Annotated in this window: 22 protein-coding genes and 1 pseudogene; 13 read left to right on the forward strand and 10 right to left on the reverse strand. The window is 63.5% G+C overall.

Features of this window, described 5'->3' with window-relative positions:
- Positions 1–146: 146 nt before the first annotated feature.
- Positions 147–992 carry a class II glutamine amidotransferase gene (locus tag AYK65_RS01800; protein ID WP_046120009.1) on the forward strand — a complete coding sequence of 282 codons (846 nt, stop codon included), beginning with the start codon at positions 147–149 and terminating at the stop codon, positions 990–992.
- Positions 993–1,034: 42 nt separating this feature from the next.
- On the opposite strand, the gene coaBC is transcribed toward AYK65_RS01800, so the two are convergent.
- Positions 1,035–2,240, reverse strand: coding sequence for a bifunctional phosphopantothenoylcysteine decarboxylase/phosphopantothenate--cysteine ligase CoaBC (gene coaBC, locus AYK65_RS01805; RefSeq protein WP_081157845.1), 1,206 nt, complete (start codon positions 2,238–2,240; stop codon positions 1,035–1,037).
- Positions 2,241–2,385: 145 nt separating this feature from the next.
- On the opposite strand from coaBC, the gene AYK65_RS01810 reads away from it, so the two are divergent.
- Positions 2,386–2,844 (forward strand): Rrf2 family transcriptional regulator, encoded by a 459-nt coding sequence (locus AYK65_RS01810; protein ID WP_081157846.1) that lies wholly within the window; start codon positions 2,386–2,388, stop codon positions 2,842–2,844.
- A pseudogene (locus AYK65_RS01815) lies at positions 2,834–3,723 on the forward strand (NAD(P)/FAD-dependent oxidoreductase). The gene AYK65_RS01810 and the pseudogene AYK65_RS01815 overlap by 11 nt, the downstream one beginning before the upstream one ends.
- A 112-nt stretch (positions 3,724–3,835) precedes the next feature.
- Here the strand turns inward: AYK65_RS01815 and AYK65_RS01820 are convergent.
- From AYK65_RS01820 to ubiE, 4 genes are all read right to left on the reverse strand, one after another.
- The gene (locus AYK65_RS01820) at positions 3,836–4,612 is read right to left on the reverse strand and encodes an SDR family oxidoreductase (protein ID WP_046120007.1); all 777 of its coding nucleotides are present in this window, start codon (positions 4,610–4,612) and stop codon (positions 3,836–3,838) included.
- Between the two features lie 79 nt (positions 4,613–4,691).
- Entirely contained in the window at positions 4,692–5,189 is a 498-nt protein-coding gene (locus AYK65_RS01825; RefSeq protein ID WP_244559944.1) for a GNAT family N-acetyltransferase, read from the reverse strand.
- 212 nt (positions 5,190–5,401) lie between these two features.
- Positions 5,402–6,976: a 2-polyprenylphenol 6-hydroxylase gene (gene ubiB, locus AYK65_RS01830; protein WP_081157848.1), complete on the reverse strand. Its 1,575-nt coding sequence runs from the start codon at positions 6,974–6,976 to the stop codon at positions 5,402–5,404.
- A 4-nt stretch (positions 6,977–6,980) separates the two neighbouring features.
- Positions 6,981–7,757: a bifunctional demethylmenaquinone methyltransferase/2-methoxy-6-polyprenyl-1,4-benzoquinol methylase UbiE gene (gene ubiE, locus AYK65_RS01835; RefSeq protein WP_026613495.1), complete on the reverse strand. Its 777-nt coding sequence runs from the start codon at positions 7,755–7,757 to the stop codon at positions 6,981–6,983.
- A gap of 225 nt (positions 7,758–7,982) precedes the next feature.
- Between ubiE and mutM the strand changes: the two genes are divergently transcribed.
- From mutM to AYK65_RS01875, 8 genes are all read left to right on the forward strand, one after another.
- Positions 7,983–8,873: a bifunctional DNA-formamidopyrimidine glycosylase/DNA-(apurinic or apyrimidinic site) lyase gene (gene mutM / locus AYK65_RS01840; RefSeq protein ID WP_026613494.1), complete on the forward strand. Its 891-nt coding sequence runs from the start codon at positions 7,983–7,985 to the stop codon at positions 8,871–8,873.
- 85 nt (positions 8,874–8,958) lie between these two features.
- Positions 8,959–9,732: an enoyl-CoA hydratase gene (locus AYK65_RS01845; protein ID WP_026613493.1), complete on the forward strand. Its 774-nt coding sequence runs from the start codon at positions 8,959–8,961 to the stop codon at positions 9,730–9,732.
- A gap of 207 nt (positions 9,733–9,939) precedes the next feature.
- A complete protein-coding gene (gene rpsT, locus AYK65_RS01850; protein WP_026613492.1) occupies positions 9,940–10,206 on the forward strand; it encodes a 30S ribosomal protein S20 in 267 nt (88 codons plus the stop codon).
- Between the two features lie 999 nt (positions 10,207–11,205).
- On the forward strand, positions 11,206–12,651 hold the full coding sequence (gene dnaA, locus AYK65_RS01855; RefSeq protein WP_034885044.1) for a chromosomal replication initiator protein DnaA: 1,446 nt from the start codon (positions 11,206–11,208) through the stop codon (positions 12,649–12,651).
- Between the two features lie 210 nt (positions 12,652–12,861).
- A complete protein-coding gene (locus AYK65_RS01860; RefSeq protein WP_026613490.1) occupies positions 12,862–13,236 on the forward strand; it encodes a YciI family protein in 375 nt (124 codons plus the stop codon).
- Positions 13,233–14,507 (forward strand): RNA polymerase sigma factor, encoded by a 1,275-nt coding sequence (locus AYK65_RS01865; protein ID WP_081157849.1) that lies wholly within the window; start codon positions 13,233–13,235, stop codon positions 14,505–14,507. Before AYK65_RS01860 ends, AYK65_RS01865 begins: the two co-directional genes overlap by 4 nt.
- 74 nt (positions 14,508–14,581) lie before the next feature.
- Positions 14,582–15,064 carry an SRPBCC family protein gene (locus AYK65_RS01870; protein ID WP_026613488.1) on the forward strand — a complete coding sequence of 161 codons (483 nt, stop codon included), beginning with the start codon at positions 14,582–14,584 and terminating at the stop codon, positions 15,062–15,064.
- 14 nt (positions 15,065–15,078) lie between these two features.
- Complete coding sequence (locus AYK65_RS01875) at positions 15,079–15,945, forward strand: nuclear transport factor 2 family protein (RefSeq protein WP_026613487.1); 867 nt, start codon at positions 15,079–15,081, stop codon at positions 15,943–15,945.
- A gap of 13 nt (positions 15,946–15,958) precedes the next feature.
- On the opposite strand, the gene hemW is transcribed toward AYK65_RS01875, so the two are convergent.
- From hemW to rph, 4 genes are read right to left on the reverse strand one after another with little or no spacing between them, the layout of a single operon-like run.
- Complete coding sequence (gene hemW, locus AYK65_RS01880) at positions 15,959–17,140, reverse strand: radical SAM family heme chaperone HemW (protein ID WP_026613486.1); 1,182 nt, start codon at positions 17,138–17,140, stop codon at positions 15,959–15,961.
- Between the two features lie 13 nt (positions 17,141–17,153).
- Positions 17,154–17,798, reverse strand: coding sequence for an RdgB/HAM1 family non-canonical purine NTP pyrophosphatase (rdgB, locus tag AYK65_RS01885; protein WP_026613485.1), 645 nt, complete (start codon positions 17,796–17,798; stop codon positions 17,154–17,156).
- Between the two features lie 25 nt (positions 17,799–17,823).
- On the reverse strand, positions 17,824–18,240 hold the full coding sequence (locus AYK65_RS01890; protein WP_081157850.1) for a VOC family protein: 417 nt from the start codon (positions 18,238–18,240) through the stop codon (positions 17,824–17,826).
- Positions 18,241–18,285: 45 nt separating this feature from the next.
- The gene (gene rph, locus AYK65_RS01895; RefSeq protein WP_026613483.1) at positions 18,286–19,005 is read right to left on the reverse strand and encodes a ribonuclease PH; all 720 of its coding nucleotides are present in this window, start codon (positions 19,003–19,005) and stop codon (positions 18,286–18,288) included.
- Positions 19,006–19,175: 170 nt separating this feature from the next.
- On the opposite strand from rph, the gene hrcA reads away from it, so the two are divergent.
- Together hrcA and grpE are read left to right on the forward strand one after the other, a co-directional pair.
- Complete coding sequence (hrcA, locus tag AYK65_RS01900) at positions 19,176–20,255, forward strand: heat-inducible transcriptional repressor HrcA (protein ID WP_026613482.1); 1,080 nt, start codon at positions 19,176–19,178, stop codon at positions 20,253–20,255.
- A gap of 248 nt (positions 20,256–20,503) precedes the next feature.
- Entirely contained in the window at positions 20,504–21,130 is a 627-nt protein-coding gene (gene grpE, locus AYK65_RS01905) for a nucleotide exchange factor GrpE (RefSeq protein ID WP_026613481.1), read from the forward strand.
- A gap of 373 nt (positions 21,131–21,503) precedes the next feature.
- Here the strand turns inward: grpE and AYK65_RS01910 are convergent, their stop codons facing one another.
- On the reverse strand, positions 21,504–22,739 hold the full coding sequence (locus AYK65_RS01910) for a D-arabinono-1,4-lactone oxidase (protein ID WP_046120004.1): 1,236 nt from the start codon (positions 22,737–22,739) through the stop codon (positions 21,504–21,506).
- Positions 22,740–22,747 lie beyond the last annotated feature (8 nt).

Below are 22,747 nucleotides of genomic sequence, written 5' to 3' on the forward strand. Positions count from 1 at the left end.
TTCATAGCGGCGTCTTGCTACCGTCGAAAGCACTCGATGCGACAAGTGTTAACGCATTTTTACCATGTTCCGTTGAAACATCGCCGTGACGATGGTTAACGAATCGCTTCTCTTGTCAGAGAGCAAAAAAACCGGAGTGATGATGCATGTGCCGTTGGGCTGCCTATCGTGGAGAGCCGCTCTACCTCGAGGAGCTCGTATCGTCGCCGGCGCATTCACTGATCGAACAATCCCATTGCGCGACGCGAGCGAAGACCGCGACCAATGGTGACGGCTTCGGCATCGCCTGGTATGGGGACCGTCCCGAGCCCGGCCGCTATCGCGACATCCTGCCCGCCTGGTCCGATTGCAACCTGAAAAGCATCGCACGACAGATCCGCTCTCGCCTTTTCCTCGCCCATGTCCGTGCGGCGACCGGCGGCGGCACGCGGCGCGACAATTGCCATCCCTTCGTCTTCGGCCGCTGGGCGTTCATGCATAACGGCCAGATCGGTGACTTCGAGCATCTGCGCCGGCCGATGGAAAACATGCTCGACGACGAGCTCTATGCGGCGCGCACCGGGACCACGGACTCGGAGCTTTTGTTCCTGCTCGCCCTGCAGTTCGGCCTCGAAAGCAATCCGCTCGGCGCCGTCGCCGATGTGCTCGGCTTCGTCGAACGGCTCGCCGGGCAACTCGGTCGCCGCGGCCTCGTTCGCTTCACCGCGGCTTTTTCCAACGGCGAAGAACTCTTCGCCGTCCGCTACGCTTCCGATCGCAAGGCGCCGACGCTCTACGCCGCGCCGATGGGGCCGCAGGGCGGTTACTGTTTGGTTTCCGAGCCCCTCAATGATGATACCGCCTGGGCCGAAATCCCGGACGGTTCCGCGGTGATCGTCGGCGAAAATGGCGTCGACGTTCGCCTTTTCGGCGCGACCGACGCTCCGGTCCAGAACCGACCCGTGGCCAATTCCCTGCCGCTGGCGGCCGGAAGCGACCTCGAACTCACATGAGAGGACCCGGGTGTAAGGCGGGTGAGCCCCATATCTTGACGGTTACTCGGAGAGCTTCGCAACGACCAGCGCCGCCAGTCTCGTGGCCACGTCGTCTTTACCCATTTCCGGCCAATCCTCGCTACCGTCCCGGCCGATGAGCTTCACCCGGTTGCGGTCGCCGCCCATGATGCCGGTCGCCTGCGAAACGTCGTTTGCCAGAATGTAATCGGCACCTTTCTTTTCGAGCTTGGTGCGGCCGTTTTCCGCGACATTCTCGGTCTCGGCGGCAAAGCCGATCACGAGCTTCGGGCGCGAAGCGTGATGGCCGACCGTCTTCAGGATATCCGGGTTCTCCGAAAGCTGAAGGGGCGGGGGCGTCTCGCCGGGCCGCTTCTTGATCTTGTTGCCCGCAGCCGATGCCACGCGCCAGTCGGCAACCGCCGCCACCATCACCGCGACGTCTGCAGGAAGCTCCGCCAGCACGGCGTCGCGCATCTCTTCGGCGCGCTCCACTCGGACAACGCGGACGCCGGCGGGATCCGGGATCGTCACCGGCCCGGAGACGAGCGTCACCTCCGCGCCGAGCCGCGCAAGCGCCTGAGCGATCGCGTGGCCCTGCTTGCCGGACGAGCGATTGGCGATGTAGCGCACCGGGTCGATCGGCTCGTGCGTCGGGCCGGAGGTGACGATCGCCTTCTTGCCGGCAAGCGGCCTTGCTTCGCTGAGCATCGCCTCGACCGCCGCGACGATCTCGAGCGGCTCCGCCATCCGGCCTTCTCCCGCTTCGCCGCTCTCGGCCATCTCGCCGGTCGCCGGGCCGACGAAGCGGACCCCGTCGCCAGCGAGCGTCGCACGATTGCGGCGCGTCGCCGGATGCATCCACATCTTGGGATTCATCGCCGGCGCGATCAGCACCGGCCTGTCGGTCGCAAGCAGCACCGTGGAGGCGAGATCGTCGGCGTGGCCGTTTGCCATCTTGGCCATCAGATCGGCCGTCGCCGGCGCCACGACGACGAGATCGCAATGGCGCGCAAGCCGGATATGGCCGACATCTTGTTCGTCCTCGCGCGAAAAGAGGTCGATGAACACATGGGAGGCGGAAAGCGCGCCGACGGCAAGCGGCGTCACGAATTGCTGCGCCGCCGCCGTCATCACCGGCCGGACCTCCGCGCCGTGCTCGCGCAGGCGGCGGATGAGCTCGAGGCTCTTATAGGCCGCGATGCCGCCGGAAATGATGAGAAGAATGCGCTTGCCCGATAAAGCCATCCGGTTTCGGTCCTGCCTGGCCGCTCCCTTTTCTTTTGATGGGACCCTACTCGACCGCCTTGGCGCGCGCAATTGCCGGAAGTCGAGCACATGAAAGGCGGCGGGAGACTTGACTAAGTCAGCATCATGTAACACGATAAGTTACATGAAACGCGATAGCCGACTTTCGATCACTCTGCACGCCCTGCTGCACATGGCGGAGCGTCAAATCATTACCTCCGATGAGCTGGCCGCCTGCCTCTCGACCAATCCCGTCGTGGTTCGCCGCACGATGGCGGGCCTGCGCGAGGCGGGTCTCGTCCGTTCCGAAAAGGGACATGGCGGCGGGTGGTCGCTTGCGCGCGATCTCGCCACCGTTTCGCTCGCGGACGTCCATGAGGCGCTCGGCGAGGCCGCTTTTTTTGCAATCGGCAACCGAACCGAATCCCCGGGATGCCTCGTCGAGCAGGCCGTCAATGCGGCCATGGACGGGGCGCTGCGCGATGCCGAGGCTCTGCTCCTCGAGCGGCTGCGGGGGATTAGCCTTGCGGATCTTTCGGAGGATTTTCAGCGCCGCATGGCGCTTCGTCACCAGAACATGAAGGAGTCGAATTATGGCGGTTGATGTGGCGATCGTGGGTGGAAGCTATGCGGGGCTCTCGGCGGCGCTGCAACTGGCGAGGGCGAGGCGCTCCGTCGTCATCATCGACGCCGGGTTGCGCAGGAACCGTTTCGCCGAACCTCCCATGGTTTCTTGAGCCGTGACGGCGAGGCGCCCTCGGCGATCGCCGAGAGCGGCCGACGACAATTGCTGGCCTATCCCAATGTGCGCTTCGTCGAAGGGACGGCCGAAACGGCGGGACGAGAGGGAGCCGACTTCTTGGTTTCGCTTCGGGACGAGAAGATCGGAGCACGCCGGTTGATCCTGGCAACGGGAGTGGTCGATGAATTGCCGCCGATACCGGGACTTGAGGAACGCTGGGGCCGCAGCGTCTTTCATTGCCCCTATTGCCACGGCTATGAACTCGGCCAGGGCAGGATCGGCATCTTGGCGACGGGAGACCACAGCTTCCATCAGGCGATGATGCTGCCGGACTGGGGACCGACCACGCTTTTCGTCAATGGCACGTTCGAGCCTGATGCCGCTGAGGAGGCGATGCTCGCGGCACGCGGTGTGGAGATCGCAAGGGAAGGCGTCGTCGCCGTTGAAGGGTCAAAAGCGATCGTGATCCTGGCCGGCGGGCGGGAGGTCTCGCTCGACGGTCTGTTCGTCACTCCGCGGATGCGCATGGCGAGCGACCTGCCAGCCGCGCTCGGTTGCGCTTTCGACGAGGGGCCGCTCGGCCCCTACATCCGGACGAATGAGGCAAAGGAGACGAGCGTCGCCGGCATCTATGCCTGCGGCGATGCGGCACGGGCGGCGGGCTCTGTCTCCCATGCCGTTGGCGACGGCGTCACGGCAGGCATGGCTGCGCACCGTTCGCTGATCTTCGACATGCATTGAGGCAAGCCTCCGCTCGGAAGCACCGCGTCTGGCCCGTTGGCGCCATTCGACGTGCATCAGCGTGGGACGAGGAAAAAGTGTGCGCGGTTTTTCGCCCGCATCCCGCGCTTATCTAAAGCATCGACCGGCAGAGCCCGCCATCGACGGGGAGCGCGACGCCGGTGATGTAGGCAGCTTGGCGGCTCGCGAGAAAAGCCGCGGCGGCCCCGAATTCGGCGGGCGTTCCGTAACGGCCGACAGGGATCTCGGACTGGCTGCGCGCGGCGACCGTCTCGACGCTCACGCCCTCGCTCGCAGCATCCGTTCGATTGAAGCTCAGCGTCCGGTCTGTCGCGAGCCGCCCGGGGAGCAGCATGTTGACCGTGACGCCGTCGACCGCGACCTCGCCGGCGAGCGTCTTCATCCAACCGGCTAGTGCGCTGCGTAGCGCATTGGAAGCGGTCAAGCTCGGGATCGGCTCGCGGATGCTGGTGGAGGCAACGGCGATGATGCGGCCGAAGCGGCGCGCCCGCATCGCCGGCAGCAGACGGTGGACGATGCGCATGCCCGAAAGCACCATCGCCTCGAACTGTGCCCGCCAGAATTCCGAATCGACATCTGCGGCGAGCGTCGGCGGCGGTCCGCCGCCGTTCAGGACCAGGATGTCGATCGTGCCGAAGGTCGCCAACCGGTTGAGGAACGGGTCTATGGCTTCCGGATTTGCAAGGTCGAGCGAAAAGCCCGCCGCGGCAGGCCCGATCTCGCTAGCGACCTTCATCGCCGCTTCTTCGTTCCGGCCCGTCAACGCGACGGCGACGCCTTCGGCCGCGAGCGCTTCGGCGATGCCGCGTCCGAGTCCCTTGCTGCCGCCGAGAACGAGAGCTCGTCTGCCTCCGATGCCGAGATCCATGGTTCGTTACCTCCGTCTCCAGTTCCCGCCGTTGAAGCTTGCTCCGCCCGGTCAAAGGCGGGCGGGACTGTCTTTGCGATCACGGGCGTAGGCGCGCCATCGCCAAGACGTCTGCAAGCACGCCGTCGCGCATGGCGTAGGACTTCAGGGTGCCCTCGGTGACGAAGCCCGCCTGCCGGTAGAGGGCGATCGCGGCCTCGTTGTCGGTGAAGACGGTGAGTTCGATGCGGGAAATGCCGAGCCAGCGGTCTGCCGCCTCGATCAGCGCCTCGAGCAATGCCTTGCCGATGCCGCGGCGCCTGTAGTCGTCATGGACTGACATGCCGAGATCGGCAGCATGCTGCCGCCGGCCCCTGTGCCGGTGCAAGCCGGCGACCCCGACGATGATGCCTTCGAGCTCGGCGACGATGAGCGTGTCAGTCTCCGTGAAGTTTTCGAGCCATTTCCGCGTCTGTTCCGGACGCGCGAAGGGCAGGCGCAGCGTGCCGGCGCGAACGCCGGGCAGGTCCCGCAGGGCAGCGATCGCCTCCCAATCGGAGACAGAGGCGGCACGGATACGGAGAGAAGGTGTGCTCATCATTTCCTCTTCGGTGGACAAGAAAGTAATTTGCCGCACTGCCCTTACCCTTCGCCCCCGCTTGCCGGGAGAGGGCTACTGCATGTTTCCTTGAATCGTAGCTGATTTAAGGACAAAAACATGCGGCAATTTAGAGTGCTACCGCGTCCTTTGTACGTTTGAAAAGACGCACGGCGCCGTAGGTGAGGGGCAAATCACCACGGCACGATCTCTCAAGCAAGGTGCCAGGCGATATAAAGAAGCGTTGCCGCGATGAGCCAAAGGGCGATGCGGCCGGAGCGGGTGTGGCGCGCCTCCGCCCTGCCGATCGCTTCGGCCGTCTCCGCATCGAAGCGCAGACCGTTCTCGGTCATGGCCATGATTTCCGCGGAGAAGCGTTCCGTGCGGGCGGCGATTTCGGGGGCCGCTTCGGCGACCCTGAGCGCCGCATGCAGACCGTCGCGCAAATCCGCGACGATGCGTTTCGGCCCGAGATTGTCCCTGATCCATTTGCCGACGACCGGTTCGGACGCCCGCCACATGTTGAAGCGCGGATTGAGCGTGCGCGCGACGCCCTCGACGACGACCATCGTCTTTTGCAGCATCACGAGCTCGGGCCGCGTCTGCATGTCGAAGAGTTCGGTGACCTCGAAAAGCAGCGTCAGCAGCTTCGCCATCGAGATCGTCTCGGCCGGCTGACCGTGGATCGGCTCGCCGATGGCGCGGATCGCCTGAGCGAAGCTCGCGGCGTCGTGATGCGAGGGGACATAGCCGGCCTCGAAATGCACGTCGGCGACGCGCTGGTAGTCGCGCGTGATGAAGCCGTAGAGGATCTCGGCAAGGAAGCGGCGCTCCTTCCGGCCGAGCCGGCCGACGATACCCATGTCGACGGCGACGATATGGCCGGCCTCATCGACGAACAGATTGCCCTGATGCATGTCGGCGTGAAAGAAGCCGTCGCGCAACGTGTGCCGCAGGAAGGACTGGATCAGCGTTTCGGCAAGCCGGTTCAGATCATGGCCGGCGGCCCTCAGGCCTTCGATGTCCGACATTTTCACGCCGTCGATCCATTCCATCGTCACGACGTCGCGGCCCGTGCGTTCCCAGTCGACCTTGGGTACGCGAAACCCGGAATCTTCCTTGGTGTTCTCGGCAAGTTCGGAAAGCGCCGCGGCCTCGAGTCTCAGGTCCATTTCGACCTTGGTCGTCTGCTCGAGCGTCTTCGTCACTTCGACCGGCTTCAGCCGGCGCGTATAGGGCAGGAAGCGCTCCTGCATGCGCGAGACGAGATACATCGCCTCGATGTCGGCGGCGAAGCGCTGGCGCACACCCGGGCGGATAACCTTGACGGCCACTTTCTCGTGACGGCCGTCGCGCAGGATTACAGCCGGATGCACCTGGGCGATCGATGCCGCGGCCATCGGTTCGGCAAATTCCGTGAAGAGCGACTCGATGCGGCGGCCGAGCGAGGCTTCGATCGCCGCCTTGGCGTCGCTTTGCGGAAAAGTCGCCATCCGGTCCTGCAGGAGCGAGAGGTCAGCGGCGAGCTCGGCGCCGACGACATCCGGGCGCGTCGCCAGAAACTGCCCGATCTTGACATAGGAGGGGCCGAGTCGCTCGACGGCACGAGCGAGCCGACCACTGCGCGCCTCGAGCCGCGCCTCGCGGCGCGCAAGCAGACCGGCGAGCCTTTGCACGAGACGCGCCAGCGGAGGAAGGTGTTCGGACGGGACCGCCGCAAAGGCGTTCTCGCGTGCCAGAACCCAGCCGATCCGCACAAGACGGAAATATGCTCCAGGCGTGCTCATGCGGTCAGATTTTCCAGCCGGAATGCAGCGCCGCGATACCGCCGGTATAGTTGGTGAAGGAAACGCGGGAGAAGCCGGCATTGCCGATCATGGTCGCGAAATCGCGCTGGTTCGGGAATTTCCGGATCGATTCGACCAGATACTGGTAGGGCGCGTCGTCGCCGGTGATGAGCTTGCCGAATCTCGGGATCGCATGGAACGACCAAGCGTCGTAAAAGCTGTCGAGCAGCGGCATCTCGACCTCGGAGAATTCGAGCACGAGCAACCGCCCGCCGCGCTTCAGCACCCGGTATGCTTCTTTCAGCGCCACCTCGATGCGCGGCACGTTGCGGATGCCGAAAGCGATCGTATAGGCGTCGAAGGAACTTGCCGGGAAGGGCAGGTCCTCGGCATTGGCCTCGACAAAGTCGAGATTGGCGAGAAGACCCTTTTTGCGGGCGCGCTCGGCGCCGACGGCGAGCATCGAACCGTTGATGTCGAGCACGGTCGCGTGCGCCTTTCGGTCCGATGCCTCGACGATGCGGAAGGCGATGTCCCCGGTGCCGCCGGCCACGTCGAGAACGCGATAATCTTCCCGGCTTGGCGGGTTCAGCGCGGCGATCATCGCATCCTTCCAGATGCGGTGCAGACCTGCCGACATCACATCGTTCATGATGTCGTAGCGCTTGGCGACCTTGTGGAAGACGTCGTTGACGAGCGGCTGTTTCTCGTCCGCGCCGACTTCGCGGAAGCCGAAGGATGTCTCCATCCCGCCACCCGCCGATACGCGCTCATCCGCCATACGAAAACTCCACTTCAATCAAATTCGCCGGCACCATAGCGAAATCGTCCCACACACGCTATCTCAGCGGCAGGGATATCGCCGCGGCCCACGCACCGTGCGTCTTTCGGACGCACGAGGGCGGCTATGACACTTTGAATCGCTGCATCCCTATAGGTCATCAACCCTGAGATGGGAATGCATGCGCGGCGGTGGAATGAATAAAGGATAAAGGGAAGACGGCCGATGCCGGAATTGCCTGAGGTCGAGACGGTCAAACGAGGATTGGCGCCGACGATGGAGGGGGCGCTTCTGGTGCGGGCGGAACTGCGCCGGCCGGATCTGCGCTTTCCGTTTCCTGAGAATTTCGCCGCCGCCGTTTCCGGCCGCCGGATCCTCGCGCTCTCGCGCCGAGCCAAATATCTGATGATCGATCTGGAAGGCGGCGACGTGATCGTCGCGCATCTCGGCATGTCCGGCTCTTTCCGGATTGAGTCCGGCGTTGGTCCCGCGACGCCCGGTGTTTTCCACCATCCGCGCGGCAAGGACGAGAAGCACGATCACGTGGTCTTTCATCTCGATGCGCGGTCGGGCCCGGCACGGGTGATCTACAACGATCCGCGCCGCTTCGGCTTCATGGATCTCGCGCGGCGTGAGTCGATTACCGAGCACGTCTTCTTCCGCGATCTCGGGGCTGAGCCGACGGGCAACGCACTCGACGCCGCCTATCTCGCCGCCCGCTTTGCCGGCAAGGCGCAGCCGCTGAAAGCCGCCCTTCTCGATCAGAAGACGATCGCCGGGCTCGGCAATATCTATGTCTGCGAGGCGCTTTGGCGCTCAGGCCTGTCGCCGAAAAGGGCGGCCGGCACGCTCGTCGACAAGCGTGGTCGCGCAAGGCAAGCCTTGTTCACGCTAACGGAGGCGATCCGCGCGGTGATCGCCGATGCGATCGTGGCCGGCGGCTCCTCCTTGAAGGATCACATCCGGGCTGACGGCAGCCTCGGCTATTTCCAGCACAGCTTCTCCGTCTACGATCGGGAAGGCGAGGCTTGCCGCACGCCCGGCTGTCGCGGTACGGTCGCCCGCATCGTTCAGGCGGGGCGCTCGACCTTTTATTGTCCGCGCTGCCAGAAATAGGGCGGCATGAGGAAGGATGCGTGCCGTTTGCCGGCGCATTTGCTCTCGCCTGATGGCAATAGAGTCGCAAGTGGAGGAGACGGGAATGAGTTACGAGACGCTGCTGGTCGAAACGCGCGGGCGCGTGGGCCTGATCACGCTCAATCGGCCGCAGGCGCTGAACGCCTTGAATTCGGTCCTGATGCGCGAACTCGACGCGGCTTTGAAGGCCTTCGATGCCGACAAGGCGGTGGGCGCGATCGTCATCACCGGCTCCGAGAAGGCCTTTGCCGCCGGCGCCGACATCAAGGAAATGCAGGCGCTCGATTTCGTCGACAGTTATCTCGGCGACTTCCTCGGCGGCTGGGAGCACGTGGCGGGCGCCCGCAAGCCGATGATCGCAGCCGTTTCCGGCTTCGCGCTCGGCGGCGGCTGCGAGCTCGCCATGATGTGCGACTTCATCATCGCGTCGGAAACGGCGAAGTTCGGTCAGCCGGAAATCACGCTCGGCGTCATGCCCGGCATGGGCGGGTCGCAGCGACTCATCCGCGCCGTCGGCAAGGCGAAGGCGATGGACCTCATCTTGACCGGCCGGATGATGGACGCGGCGGAGGCAGAGCGCTCGGGACTCGTTTCGCGTGTGGTGCCGCCGGAGAAGCTTTTGGACGAGGCGCTCGGCGCCGCCGAGAAGATCGCATCCTTCTCGCTGCCGGCGGCGATGATGGCCAAGGAGGCGGTCAATCGTGCCCTGGAGCTGACGCTTGCCGAAGGACTTCGCTTCGAGCGGCGGCTTTTCCAGTCGCTTTTTGCGACCGAGGACCAGAAGGAGGGAATGGCCGCCTTCGTCGCGAAGCGCAAAGCGGACTTCAAGCACAAGTGAGCAAGGCACCCGCGAGCGTGGGCGGGGCGCGGTTTTCGCAAATTGCGCGTTGACGCGAGGTCGGTTTCCCGCTATACGCCGCCCTCAGTTTGGAACGCCCTCACGCGAGGCTTTCCGATAATGCTCCCAAATTTGCTTGGATGACAGGTCGCAGTGACCCGGCACGGCGAAGGCGGAGTTCATGTCAGTTTTCGAAGAGAGGCATCCATGGCCAATACAACTTCGGCGAAAAAGGCGACCCGCAAGATCGCACGCCGTACCGCAGTGAACAAAGCTCGCCGTTCGCGTATCCGCAGCTTCGTCCGCAAGGTTGAAGAGGCGATCGCTTCCGGCGATCAGGCAGTCGCAGCCGAAGCGCTCAAGGCAGCACAGCCGGAACTGATGCGCGCCGCTACCAAGGGCGTGCTGCATGCCAACACGGCCTCGCGCAAGGTTTCCCGCCTCGCACAGCGCGTCAAGGCCCTTTCGGTCTAACCCGGCTAAACAAAAATCTGTTAACGAAAAGCCCGGCGTAAGTGCCGGGCTTTTCGGATTCATCGTCCCGGTTGCTTCGTGTTGCGGCGGTTGTGTCAATGCCGTGACAAAATTTATGGTGATGTATCAACAACTTGCGAGAGGTTGCACCCGAGGGGCCATCTCGCGGCGTGGATGGTTCCCGTCGAAAACGAGTCAAGAGAATTTTTTATTTTTTTCTTTTTCGCCAGCTAAGCAAGAACACAAAAAACAAAACCCTTGATTCGACAGGGATTCTTCAGGGACTCGGAAAGCGGCATGCAAAACGCGGCGCGAGAGTCAACTGGCAGCGTTTGAAGACGAGCAAAAATCGCGATTGATCTTGCCGAGCGATCCTGCCTAAATGGCTCCCACAGGGGACACGGATCATATCTGTACGAGGAAGTTTTGAGGTCATTTCAACGAGATGGCTTTGGGCTTTCCGTTTCCTGTGGCGGGGATCTCCACGTCGTTCAATCAGACAAGTCGAGATGATAAATCCGGGCGAGCCTTCGCTCCGGAACGAGGATCTTTCGTCTTGTGGTTGTCGGGGCGGGGCCTTCGTGGGTTTGTGTAAAGCGTCGGAGGATGAAGGAGACTGCGGCCGTCCGTTTCGTACGAGGGTGCGGACTGGCCGATGACGAGGAAAATGATTCCGCAAGGCTTGAAAGCAGCCGCACGGAATCGATAAGGCGAGGCGCGAGGGGACATCCGACCAAGCGAAGGCGGGCGGATGCGCGTAGCGCGCACCGCGACCGGGATATGAGGAGCCCGGTTTCGGTGCGACAGGGCGTTCGTCGGACGCGGCATGGCCTTTCAAGGCAGCCGTGGCAGGCGGGCATAAGAGATGAGGCCGGCAGCGATGACGGCATCGGAGAATGATATTTGGAAGGCGGCAACATGCAGATGAATTTGGCGACGGCACCTGAAGGATTTCAGGCCGGAAGCAATCAGTCTCAGGCGGCGGGGGAAAAACACGACATGCGGCATGACGCACTTTTTGAGCGGGTAAGTGCGCGTTTGAAAGCCCAGGTCGGTCCGGATGTCTTCGCAAGCTGGTTTGGACGCCTCAAGCTCCATTCTGTATCGAAGAGCGTCGTGCGCCTTTCGGTGCCGACGACCTTTCTCAAGTCCTGGATCAACAACCGTTATCTCGATCTGATCACCACGCTCTTCCAGCAGGAGGACGGCGAGATCCTGAAGGTGGAGATCCTCGTGCGCACCGCAACCCGCAGTCAGCGCCCGGCGGCCGCCCAGGAAGAGCCGCTGCCGGCGACCGTCGAAGCTCCGCCGGCGCCAACCCGCCGCCCCATGGCCGCGCAACCGATCGCCGCCGCCGCGGCGGCAACGATGGCGACGGTCCAGAAACCGGCGCAGGCGCCGCTTTTCGGCTCACCGCTCGACCAGCGCTACACCTTCGACAGCTTCGTCGAGGGCTCGTCGAACCGGGTGGCGCTCGCGGCAGCGCGCACGATCGCCGAGGCTGGTGCCGGGGCGGTGCGCTTCAATCCGCTCTTCATCCATTCGAGCGTAGGCCTCGGCAAGACGCATCTCCTGCAGGCGATCGCGCTTGCGGCGCTTCAGAGCGCGCGGTCACCGCGTGTCGTCTATCTGACGGCGGAGTATTTCATGTGGCGCTTCGCAACCGCGATCCGCGACAACGACGCGCTGTCGCTCAAGGAATCGCTGCGCAACATCGATCTGCTCGTCATCGACGACATGCAGTTCCTTCAGGGCAAGTCGATCCAGCACGAGTTCTGCCATCTGCTGAACATGCTGCTCGACTCCGCCAAGCAGGTCGTCGTCGCCGCCGACCGGGCTCCCTGGGAGCTGGAATCGCTCGACAGCCGCGTTCGCTCGCGCCTCCAGGGCGGTGTGGCGATCGAGATGGAAGGGCCCGACTATGAAATGCGTCTCGAGATGCTGAAGCGCCGGCTCGAAGCGGCGCGCCAGGACGACGCCTCGCTCGAGATTCCGCAGGAGATCCTGTGCCATGTCGCCCGTAACGTCACGGCAAGCGGCCGCGAGTTGGAGGGGGCCTTCAATCAGCTTCTCTTCCGCCGCTCCTTCGAGCCGCAGCTCTCGATCGAACGGGTCGACGAATTGCTCGGCCATCTCGTCAATGCCGGCGAGCCGCGCCGCGTCCGCATCGAGGACATTCAGCGCGTCGTCGCCAAGCATTACAACGTCTCGCGCCAGGAACTGGTCTCGAACCGGCGCACCCGCGTTATCGTCAAGCCGCGCCAGATTGCCATGTACCTGTCGAAGACGCTGACGCCGCGCTCCTTCCCGGAGATCGGCCGCCGCTTCGGCGGCCGCGATCACACGACCGTGCTCCACGCGGTGCGCAAGATCGAGGAGCTGATCGCCGCGGACACGAAGCTCAGTCACGAGATCGAGCTCCTGAAGCGTCTGATCAACGAATAGCGTGATCGGTAGGTAAGCAGAAGGTTACGAAGGCCCGGCTCCGCCGGGCTTTTTGTTGCGCAGGCGCTTGAGCGCGGCGCAAGCCTGGCTGCGGAGAAGGCCCGCCGCCGCTCGTCAATTTCAGACAAAGAGCGTCCAGGCATTTTTTTCGTCTCGCTTGTCGGCTATCACTTGCTCCATTCGTCTTCAGACCAGAGCGGAGAGTTCCCAATGCTTTATGCGGTGCTTTGCTACAACGATGAAAGCGTCACCAGTGCCTGGAGCAAGGAGGAGGACGACAAGGTCATGCGTGATCTTACTGCCGTCCAACGCAAATACGTCGAAGCCGGCAAGCTCGGTCCGGTGGCGCGCCTCCTGCCGACGACCGCAGCGACGACACTGCGCCACGGTGCCGGCGAGACGATCGTGATCGACGGGCCCTTCGCCGAAACCAAGGAGCAACTGCTCGGCTTCTATCTGATCGATTGCGGATCGCTCGACGAGGCCCTCGACTTCGCCCGCGAGCTGAGCATCGCCAATCCGAGCGCGGGCTCTTATGAAATCCGCCCCCTCGCTCTTTATAAACCCGGTGAGTTTCCCTCATGACCGAGACAGCCTGGATCGATCTCGCCCTGGTTTCAGCGCGGCCGCAGGCAATGGGCGCGCTTCTGCGCTATTTCCGCAATCTCGACCAGGCCGAGGAAGCTTTCCAGGAGGCCTGCATCCGGGCATTGAAGACCTGGCCGCGTACAGGGCCGCCGCGCGATGCGGCCGCATGGCTGATCTTCGTCGGTCGCAACAGCGGCATCGACCAGGTGCGCCGCCGATCGCGCGAGACCGCACTGCCTCCGGAGGAGCTGCTCTCGGATCTCGAGGACAGGGAAGGCGAGCTCGCCGACCGCCTCGACGGGTCGCATTATCGCGACGACATCCTGCGGCTGCTCTTCGTCTGCAGCAATCCGGCCTTGCCGGCAACTCAGCAGATCGCTCTCGCGCTCCGGATCGTTTCGGGCCTTTCCGTCAGGCAGATCGCCCGCGCCTTTCTCGTGAGCGAAGCCGCGATGGAACAGCGCATCACCCGCGCCAAGGCGCGGGTCGCGGCCGCCGGCATTCCGTTCGAGACGCCCGATGCCGCCGATCGCGCCGAGCGGCTCGCGGCTGTCGCGACCATGATCTATCTCGTCTTCAATGAGGGCTATTCGGCGATGAACGGGCCGGAGGGCGTCTCCGCCGATCTTTGCGACGAGGCGATCCGGCTCTCCCGGCTGCTGCTGCGGCTGTTTCCGGCGGAGCCCGAGATCATGGGCCTGACGGCGCTGCTTCTCCTCCAGCATTCGCGCGCCCGAGCCCGCTTCGACGCCGACGGCGCCATCGTCCTACTCGATGATCAGGACCGGAGATTGTGGAGTCGGCCGAAGATCACCGAGGCGCTGGCGATGATCGACAAGGCGATGCGTCATCGCCGCCCCGGTCCCTATCAGATTCAAGCGGCTATCGCCGCGTTGCACGCGCGCGCCAAGAGCCCCGAAGAGACGGACTGGCAGGAGATCGACCTGCTTTACCGGGCGCTCGAGCGCCTCCAGCCCTCGCCCGTCGTGACGCTCAATCGCGCCGTCGCCGTATCGAAGCGCGAGGGGCCTGAGGCGGCGCTCGCGCTCGTCGAGCCGCTTGGCGACAGGCTCTCCGGCTATTTCTACTATCACGGCCTGCGTGGCGCACTGCTCAAGCAGATAGGGCGAAGGAGCGAAGCGCGCGTCGCCTTCGATCGGGCGATCGCTTTGGCGACCAATGCGGCGGAGGCCGCCTATATTCGCATGCAGCTCGACCGTCTGGATGGCGAAGCGGCTCCGGCGGTTGTCGCAGAAGAAGAACAATAAAAAACTTCCGGCGGCTGTCGGCAACCGGCCTCCTCCTTCGTCCTTGGGTCGAAACCATATGGAGGAATTCGAAAATGACTGCAGCGACTGACACCAAGCCCGGCGGCGAACGCGAACTGGTTCTGACCCGCCTGATCGATGCCCCGCGCGAAAAGGTCTATCGCGCCTTCACCGATCCCGAACTCCTGAAGCAATGGTTCGCGCCCTTGCCGTGGACGATCACGGAAGCCGAGCTCGATGTCAGGCCGGGCGGCACCAACCGTTTCGTCATGCGCTCGCCGGAGGGCGAGCTCTATCCCAATCAGGGCGTCTATCTCGAGGTTGTGCCGAACGAGAAAATCGTCGTCACCGATGCCTATACCGAAGCCTGGAAGCCGTCGGAGAAGCCGTTCATGACGGCCGTCATGACCTTCGACGATGAGGGCGGCAAGACCCGCTACACTGCCCGGGCTCTGCACTGGAGCGTCGAGGACCGGGAAGCGCATGAGAAAATGGGATTCCATGAGGGCTGGGGCCAGTGCGCCGATCAGCTTGCGGCCCTTGTCGCAAAACTCTGAGAGGAGGATCGATCATGTCCGGTACCGAAAGCAGGACTGCAGCCGTGGCAGAGATCAAGGCGGTAATCGAAGATTGGGCTGAAGCCATTCGCCGGAAGGATGCTTCCCGTGTCCTCGCCCATGGGACGGAGGATTCGGTCATCTTTTCGCTTGCGCCGCCCCTGAAGGCGTCGGACTCGGATCCCGATGGCCTCGAACAATGGTTTTCGACGTGGAAGGGACCGCTCGGCTTCACGTTTCAGGACCTCGACATATCCGCAAGCGGCAACGTCGCTTTCGTGACGGCATTGGCGCATCTGTCCGGCGAGAAGCACGACGGGCAGAAGCCGGCACTCTGGTACCGTCTGACCTTGGGCTTGAAGCGCACCGACAGGGGATGGAAGATCGCCCATCAGCACGAATCCGTTCCCTTCTACATGGATGGAAGCCTCAAGGCGGCCGTCGATCTCGACCCGAAGTCCGAAGTCGACTGGCAGGCGCCCTCGCATCCGCCGATGGCCGGCGTCGTCGCCTATCTCAACGTGCAGGACGCGAATGCCACCGCGGAATTCTACCGCCGCGCCTTCGGCGCCAAGGAGGAGGACCGCAAATATGCCGAGGACGGCAAGCGGCTCATCCATTGCCATCTGACAATCAATGGCGGCGCGCTGATGCTCAACGACCCCTTCCCGGAATTCGGCTATCCTTGGAAGCCGCCGGAAGGCTTTGTGCTGCACCTCATCGTCGACGATGCCGACTTCTGGTGGAAGCGCGCGGTGGAGGCGGGGGCGCAAGTGACGATGCCGCTCGAAATCGCCTTCTGGGGCGACTATTACGGCCAGCTCCGAGATCCCTTCGGTATCACCTGGGGGATCGTCGCGCCGGTGAAGAAGAACGATTGAAGAAGAAGAGATCTCAGCAGGCGAGGTCGGCCACCACCGCGTCGAGGATCAGCATGCCGGCGGGCGTGCAGCGCAGCCGCGAATTGCCGATGCGTTCGACGAAGCCATGCTCGATCAGGAACTCTTCCCGGGCGGGATCGGGATCGCGGCCCGACAGGCTCTGCCAGCGGGCCAGGTCCACGCCCTCCCGAAGCCTGAGGCCCATCAGCAGGAGCTCGTCGGCCTGCGCCTCGCGGTCGAGCAATTCCCGCTCGACGATGCCGTCGCCGCGCTCCTCGACGAGACTGAGCCATGTCTCGGGATTGCGTTCCGTTGCAGTCGCGACCTTGGAGCCGCCGATCGTGAGCCGCCCATGCGCGCCGGGGCCGATTCCCGCATAGTCGCCATAGCGCCAATAGGTAAGATTGTGCCGGCTTTCCGCCCCCGACCGCGCGTGGTTCGAGACCTCATAGGCCGGCATGCCGATCGCCGCGGTGATCTCCTGCGTCGCCTCATAGAGCAGAGCCGACTGCTCGCCGTCCGGCACAATCAGCTTGCCGGCCTTGTGCAGCCCGTAGAAGGGCGTGCCTTCCTCGATCGTGAGCTGGTAGAGCGACAGATGGTCGACGGCGTAGGAAACCGCTTCCTTTAGCTCGCGCTCCCAGTCCTCCACAGTCTGCTTCGGCCGAGCATAGATCAGGTCGAAAGACATGCGCGGAAAAATCTCGCGCGCCAGCCTGACGGCCTTCAGCGCGTCCTCGACATCGTGCAACCGGCCGAGAAATTTGAGGTCGCGGTCGTTCAGCGCCTGGACGCCGAGCGAGACGCGATTGACGCCGGCCGCCCGATAGCCGCGGAAGCGCGTCGCCTCCACGCTCGACGGGTTGGCCTCCATGGTGATCTCGATACCGCCCGGCACATGCCATTGCCGGGCTATGCCATCGAGGATCGCTTCCACCGTCTGTGGCTCCATCAGCGACGGCGTGCCGCCGCCCATGAATATGCTGGTCACGGTTCTCTGGCCGGAAAGCGCGCGCACCGCGGCCATCTCTTTCAGGAACGCCGCGACGAAGCGCGGCTGGTCCACCGGCTGGTGGCGCACATGGCTGTTGAAGTCGCAATAGGGGCATTTGGCCGCGCAGAACGGCCAATGCACATAGACTCCGAAGCCGGGATCCATGCCGTCACCGATCACCGAAAGCGGGGCCGTCTGCAAGATCATCGTTTTCTCACGCGCCGAGGCAGGTCTCGGCGAACAGCTTGAAGGCGCGAGCGCGGTGCGAGAGCGCTTTCGCGTCGCCCGGCTTCCAGCCGTGCTTTTCTTCCGCGCTCATTTCACCGAATGTGGTCTTATAGCCCTTGGGCTGGAAGACCGGATCATAGCCGAAACCGCTCGTTCCACGCGGCGGCCAGACCACGTGGCCTTCGACCTCGCCGCGAAAAAGCTCCACATGGCCGTCTGGCCAGGCGAGGCAGAGCACGGAAACGAAGCGCGCGGCGCGGCTTTCGGGCGTTGTAGCTCCCTTCTCGCGCAAGGCCTTCTCGACCTTCTCCATCGCCATGGCGAAGTCCCGGCTGCCGTCCTCGCGCTCGGCCCAATTGGCCGTGTAGACGCCAGGAGCGCCATCGAGCGCGTCGACGGCAAGACCGGAGTCATCCGATAGCGCCGGCAGGCCGGAGGCCCTCGCCGAGGCGAGGGCCTTGATCCTGGCGTTTTCCTCGAAGGTCGTACCGGTCTCGTCCGGCTCGACAAAGTTGAGGTCGGCCGCCGACTTTGCCTCGAAGCCGAGCGGGCCGATGAGATCGCGGATCTCCCGGATCTTGCCGGCATTGTGGCTCGCGACTACGAGCGTCTTATCAACCAGTTTGCGCATGCTGTTCCGTTCCGTTCAAGCGCATTCAGTCTTTGGCCCAGAGGCCTGGTTCCGCGCATTCGAGGCTGTTCCCGGCCGGATCGCGGAAGTAGAAGGAGCGGGCACCGTTCGGCCAGCGGATATCCGCCTCGATCGAAATGCCGGCGCCCTCCAGTTTCGCCTTCCAGCCGTCGAGCGCCTCCGCCGCGACGCGGAAGCACATGTGCCCGTTGCCTTTCGTGCCGTGCGGCGGCACCGGTAGGGCACCGACCGGCGGGGGCTTCACCGTTTCGTGGGGGTTGAAGATCAGAAGCACGCCCTCGCCGCAACGAAAGAAGACATGCCGGTTGCCCGCGCGCGTGATCCGCTCCAGACCGAGCACGCCACCATAGAAAGCCTCGGCACAGTCGAGATCGTCTGCGTAAAGCGCGGTTTCCAGAATGCCTTCGAATGCCGGGGCCAAGTCCGCTCCTTTTGTGCGCGTCTGTGCGGGAAACCCCGCGGAAACTCAACCGGCGATCGCCTGCCTCTGCAGCTCGATCAGCTCGGCGATGCCGTTCTTTGCAAGCTGCATCAGGTTTGCGAATTCTTCCTCGGTGAAGGGCTGGCCTTCTGCCGTTCCCTGGATTTCCACGAGCCCGCCGCTGCCGGTCATGACGAAATTGGCATCGGTTTCGGCAGCCGAGTCTTCGAGATAATCGAGATCGAGCACCGGCTGACTGGCGAAGATGCCACAGGAAACAGCGGCGACATGATCCTTCAGCACCCGCTCCACCTTGATCATGTTGCGCGCTTCCATCCATTTCAGGCAATCGTGAAGGGCGACCCAGGCGCCGGTAATCGAGGCGGTACGGGTGCCGCCGTCCGCCTGGATCACGTCGCAGTCGATCGAAATCTGGCGCTCGCCGAGCGCCGGCAGATCGACGACGGCGCGCAGCGACCGTCCGATCAGCCGCTGGATCTCCTGTGTGCGGCCGCTTTGCTTGCCGGCCGCCGCCTCGCGCTTCATGCGCTCGCCGGTTGCACGCGGCAGCATGCCGTATTCCGCGGTGATCCATCCTTTGCCGCCATTGCGCAGCCAGGCGGGAACCTTCTCTTCGAGGCTCGCCGTGCACAAGACATGCGTGTCGCCGAAGCGCACGAGGCAAGAGCCCTCCGCGTGCTTGGAGAAATTGCGCTCGAACGACACCTTGCGCATTTGGTCGGTTTTTCTGCCGGATGGCCGCATCTTCAACTCCTATCGTCTCTGCTGAGCCTTCTAGAGCGTTTCCCGGCGAAATGGAAACAATTCTGTTGGCTCAAACGGATATCAGGGCGGGAGGGTTTTTTCCCTTTTGCCATAGCCGGTGCGGATTACTATATTCTGCGGCATGGGTATGGTCGTTCGCATGGAGTGACATGGTACTGCGCAACCCGGAAACCAAGGGGATCGCATCGACGCTGGACGAGCGCTCCGGCGAGATCTTCCGCCGCATCGTCGAGAGCTATCTGGAAAGCGGCGAGCCGCTCGGCTCGCGCAACCTTTCGCGGCTCCTGCCGATGTCGCTGTCGCCCGCCTCAGTGCGCAACGTGATGAGCGATCTCGAGGATCTGGGCCTCATCTATTCGCCCCATGTCAGTGCCGGCCGACTTCCGACGCAAACGGGCCTGCGCTTCTTCGTCGACGCTTTCATGCAGGTCGGCAACCTCTCCGCCGAGGAGCGTGCCTCGATCGAGCGGCAGGTGCGCCCGGGAAATCGGAACCAACCGGTCGAAAACCTTCTTGCGGAGGCGAGCCAGATGCTGTCCGGCATGTCCCGCGGCGCCGGTCTCGTCATCACCAGCAAGAGCGATCCCGTCCTCAAGCACGTCGAGTTCATCCGCCTGGCGCCGACCAAGGCGCTCGCCGTCCTCGTCGGCGATCATGACCAGGTGGAGAACCGCATCATCGAGCTGCCCGCCGGGATCACCAGTGCACAGCTCACGGAAGCCGCCAATTTCGTCAACGCTCATCTTGCCGGGCAGACGATCGCCGAACTGCGCACGCAGTTGGAAAAGGTCAAGGAGACGGTCCGCGGCGAACTCGACGCCCTGTCGCAGGATCTGGTCGAGCGCGGGCTGGCTATCTGGTCCGGCAGCGAGGGCGACGGCCAGCCGGCGCGGCTCATTGTACGCGGCCGCGCCAATTTGCTCGAAGGATTGGAAGGGACGGAGGACATCGAACGGCTGCGCATGTTGTTCGACGACCTCGAGAAGAAGGACAGCCTGATCGAGCTCCTCAATCTTGCGGAGAGCGGCCCGGGTGTGCGTATCTTCATCGGCTCCGAAAACAAGCTGTTTTCGCTCTCCGGGTCGTCGCTGATCGTCGCGCCCTACCGCGACGAGGACGACCGCATCGTCGGCGCCGTCGGTGTCATCGGCCCGACGCGGCTCAATTATTCCCGCATCGTTCCCATGGTGGATTACACCGCGCAGCTCATGTCGCGGCTGTCGCGCTAATGCATGTCGCCCAAAAGTGTGGAGCGGTTTTGGGATAACGACATGCATGGAATTTACTCAGGTAGCGCGGCCCGCCGTTTTCCTCGCTTCAGACAATCCTTTCGGCCGATGAACCGATGGACCCTTGATTTTTCGGGCTCAAACCTCGATATCGGCTTCAAATCCAGGCAGCAGAACGTTCAAGCAAAGCGACTTCCGCTGGTTTGATGATGCCGAACACACCAAGGAAAACACATTCGGAGAACGTCATGACCGACGAAACGAACAAGAACGGACCTGAGGCCGCGGCGCCGGAAGAAAATCAAAAGGCTGCCGCGCCGGAGGCGGCGGAACAGACGGAAGCCGACGCTTCCACGGCCGCGCCAGACCCGCTGGAGCTCGCCAAGGCGGAAAACGCGGAGCTGCGTGACAAATATCTTCGCCTCGCCGCCGAGATGGACAATCTACGCCGGCGCACCGAGCGTGAAGTGAAGGATGCAAAGTCCTATTCCGTCGCCGGTTTCGCGCGCGACATGCTGGCGGTCTCCGATAATCTACGCCGCGCGCTGGAGGCCATTCCGGCCGAGGCGAGGGAATCCGGCGATGCCGGCCTTACTGCGCTGATCGAAGGCGTCGAGATGACCGAACGCTCGATGCTCGCAGCGCTCGAACGCCATGGCGTGAAGAAGCTGGAGCCGACCGGCCAGAAGTTCGATCCGAATTTCCATCAGGCGATGTTCGAGGTTCCCAACACCGAGGTTCCGAACAACACGGTCGTGCAGGTCGTCCAGGCCGGCTACACGATCGGCGAGCGGGTCCTGCGCCCGGCAATGGTCGGCGTCGCCAAGGGCGGCCCGAAGGTCGCTGCTGCCGAGAACGAGTCGCCGGCCGCCTGATCGCGGATGGCTTGATCACGTCGAAGCTCCGCGCGTTCTTGTGAATGCGCGGAGCTTGCTGTTTTGTGCGGAATTAGACGGTGCGTCGAATGTTCGTCGTCCCATTCTAAGCTGCTTTTTGATCGCCCGTGCACCTCACGTCATCGTCATCCTCGGGGCTTGACCCGAGGATCCATTCACGAGGAGCAGGGAAATTCGAAGGCATGGCCAGCCACCCCAGAATACGCGACCTGGTGCTCGCATATCGCGGGGGGGGTGCATGCGTGCGGCGTGGATCCTCGGGTCAAGCCCGAGGATGACGACACTTTCCTGGAATCGCCTTAGAGAATGCGGCAGGCCGGTGAGCCACTCTCACCATTCTCTTCACCGCGAGCTACCCAAACAGCTGCCGGAGGTGGTCGTTTAGAAACCGGCCTTCCGGATCGACTTTGGCTCTCAGCGCGCGAAAGTCCCCCGAGCGCGGGTAAAGCGCCGCCACGTCCTCTGCGCCGAGGAAGTGCAGTTTGCCCCAGTGCGGGCGCGAGCCGTATTGCCTGAGGATCGTGTCGACGTCCTTCAGATATTCCCAGTAGTCGGTACCCGGCTCGCCGGAGACGGAGAGGGTTATCGAGTCCTGCTTGTAAAAAGGGCTGATCCAACCGGAGTCGCCGGCGGTGAAGCGGTATTCGATCGGATAGATGCAGGTCGGATGCTTATCGAGCATGAGCCTGCGCACCGCCTTGACGGCTTCCTTTCCGTGGGCGACCGGCACGGCATATTCCAATTCGTGGAAGTTGGGCACGTATTCGATCGGATAGATTTCCGACGAATAGGCGATCCTTTCGAAGGCACTTTCCATCGGCGGCCGGTCGGTGATGTCGATCACCTTCATTTCGCAGACATCGGCGGTCTTCTCCGTCGTCGAGACAGAGGATGTATCCGGAAGGCAGTAGCAATGGCGGCTTTCGGGAACGGGGCACCAGAAGAAGCCGAAATGCCGGTGCCTGGCCGCAAGCTCATCGTGCTGTTCCATGCATTCGTCGAAATCGCAGCGCCACAGCTTTTCATAGAGGTTATAGCTGTCCATCACCTGAAGCGTGATTTCCGAGATGACGCCTAGCATGCCAACGGAGACCCGCGCGGCCTCCAGCAGATCCGGCGTCGTCTCGTCGACGACCAGAATCGAGCCGTCGGGCTGGACGAGACGCATGCCGACGATCTGCGAGGCCATGTTGCCAAGCGCCGCGCCGGTTCCGTGCGTGCCGGTGGTGAGCGCGCCGGCAAGCGCCTGGCTGTCGATGTCACCCTGGTTGATCAGCGACAGGCCGTTCGCCTTCAGCGCCTTGCCGAGCCGGTTGATGGTCGTCCCGGCCTTGACCGAAACCCGTTTGCGCGCCTCATCGATCTTGACCACGCCCTGCATGCTTGAAAGCGTCAGCATGAGGCCGCTCGTCAGGGCGATGGGGGTGAAGGAATGACCGGACCCGGCGCAGCGCACGTTGAGCCCGGCGCTCGTTGCCTCTCGCACCATCTCGGCGAGGATGGCTTCGCTCTCCGGCGCGCCCCTGTGACGGACGATACACGATTGGTTTCCGACCCAGTTTCGCCAGTGGCCGCCCGCTTGCAGCATTCTTGTCT

The organism is Ensifer aridi (genome assembly GCF_002078505.1).
Taxonomy (GTDB): domain Bacteria; phylum Pseudomonadota; class Alphaproteobacteria; order Rhizobiales; family Rhizobiaceae; genus Sinorhizobium; species Sinorhizobium aridi.

What these genes read in the sequence shown, in the direction of transcription:
- AYK65_RS01800 (WP_046120009.1), top strand. Translation starts at nt 147, where the DNA reads ATGTGCCGTTGGGCTGCCTATCGTGGAGAGCCGCTCTACCTCGAGGAG.
- coaBC (WP_081157845.1), bottom strand. Translation starts at nt 2,240, where the DNA reads ATGGCTTTATCGGGCAAGCGCATTCTTCTCATCATTTCCGGCGGCATC.
- AYK65_RS01810 (WP_081157846.1), top strand. Translation starts at nt 2,386, where the DNA reads ATGAAACGCGATAGCCGACTTTCGATCACTCTGCACGCCCTGCTGCAC.
- AYK65_RS01820 (WP_046120007.1), bottom strand. Translation starts at nt 4,612, where the DNA reads ATGGATCTCGGCATCGGAGGCAGACGAGCTCTCGTTCTCGGCGGCAGC.
- AYK65_RS01825 (WP_244559944.1), bottom strand. Translation starts at nt 5,189, where the DNA reads ATGAGCACACCTTCTCTCCGTATCCGTGCCGCCTCTGTCTCCGATTGG.
- ubiB (WP_081157848.1), bottom strand. Translation starts at nt 6,976, where the DNA reads ATGAGCACGCCTGGAGCATATTTCCGTCTTGTGCGGATCGGCTGGGTT.
- ubiE (WP_026613495.1), bottom strand. Translation starts at nt 7,757, where the DNA reads ATGGCGGATGAGCGCGTATCGGCGGGTGGCGGGATGGAGACATCCTTC.
- mutM (WP_026613494.1), top strand. Translation starts at nt 7,983, where the DNA reads ATGCCGGAATTGCCTGAGGTCGAGACGGTCAAACGAGGATTGGCGCCG.
- AYK65_RS01845 (WP_026613493.1), top strand. Translation starts at nt 8,959, where the DNA reads ATGAGTTACGAGACGCTGCTGGTCGAAACGCGCGGGCGCGTGGGCCTG.
- rpsT (WP_026613492.1), top strand. Translation starts at nt 9,940, where the DNA reads ATGGCCAATACAACTTCGGCGAAAAAGGCGACCCGCAAGATCGCACGC.
- dnaA (WP_034885044.1), top strand. Translation starts at nt 11,206, where the DNA reads ATGCGGCATGACGCACTTTTTGAGCGGGTAAGTGCGCGTTTGAAAGCC.
- AYK65_RS01860 (WP_026613490.1), top strand. Translation starts at nt 12,862, where the DNA reads ATGCTTTATGCGGTGCTTTGCTACAACGATGAAAGCGTCACCAGTGCC.
- AYK65_RS01865 (WP_081157849.1), top strand. Translation starts at nt 13,233, where the DNA reads ATGACCGAGACAGCCTGGATCGATCTCGCCCTGGTTTCAGCGCGGCCG.
- AYK65_RS01870 (WP_026613488.1), top strand. Translation starts at nt 14,582, where the DNA reads ATGACTGCAGCGACTGACACCAAGCCCGGCGGCGAACGCGAACTGGTT.
- AYK65_RS01875 (WP_026613487.1), top strand. Translation starts at nt 15,079, where the DNA reads ATGTCCGGTACCGAAAGCAGGACTGCAGCCGTGGCAGAGATCAAGGCG.
- rdgB (WP_026613485.1), bottom strand. Translation starts at nt 17,798, where the DNA reads ATGCGCAAACTGGTTGATAAGACGCTCGTAGTCGCGAGCCACAATGCC.
- rph (WP_026613483.1), bottom strand. Translation starts at nt 19,005, where the DNA reads ATGCGGCCATCCGGCAGAAAAACCGACCAAATGCGCAAGGTGTCGTTC.
- hrcA (WP_026613482.1), top strand. Translation starts at nt 19,176, where the DNA reads ATGGTACTGCGCAACCCGGAAACCAAGGGGATCGCATCGACGCTGGAC.
- grpE (WP_026613481.1), top strand. Translation starts at nt 20,504, where the DNA reads ATGACCGACGAAACGAACAAGAACGGACCTGAGGCCGCGGCGCCGGAA.
- AYK65_RS01910 (WP_046120004.1), bottom strand. Translation starts at nt 22,739, where the DNA reads ATGCTGCAAGCGGGCGGCCACTGGCGAAACTGGGTCGGAAACCAATCG.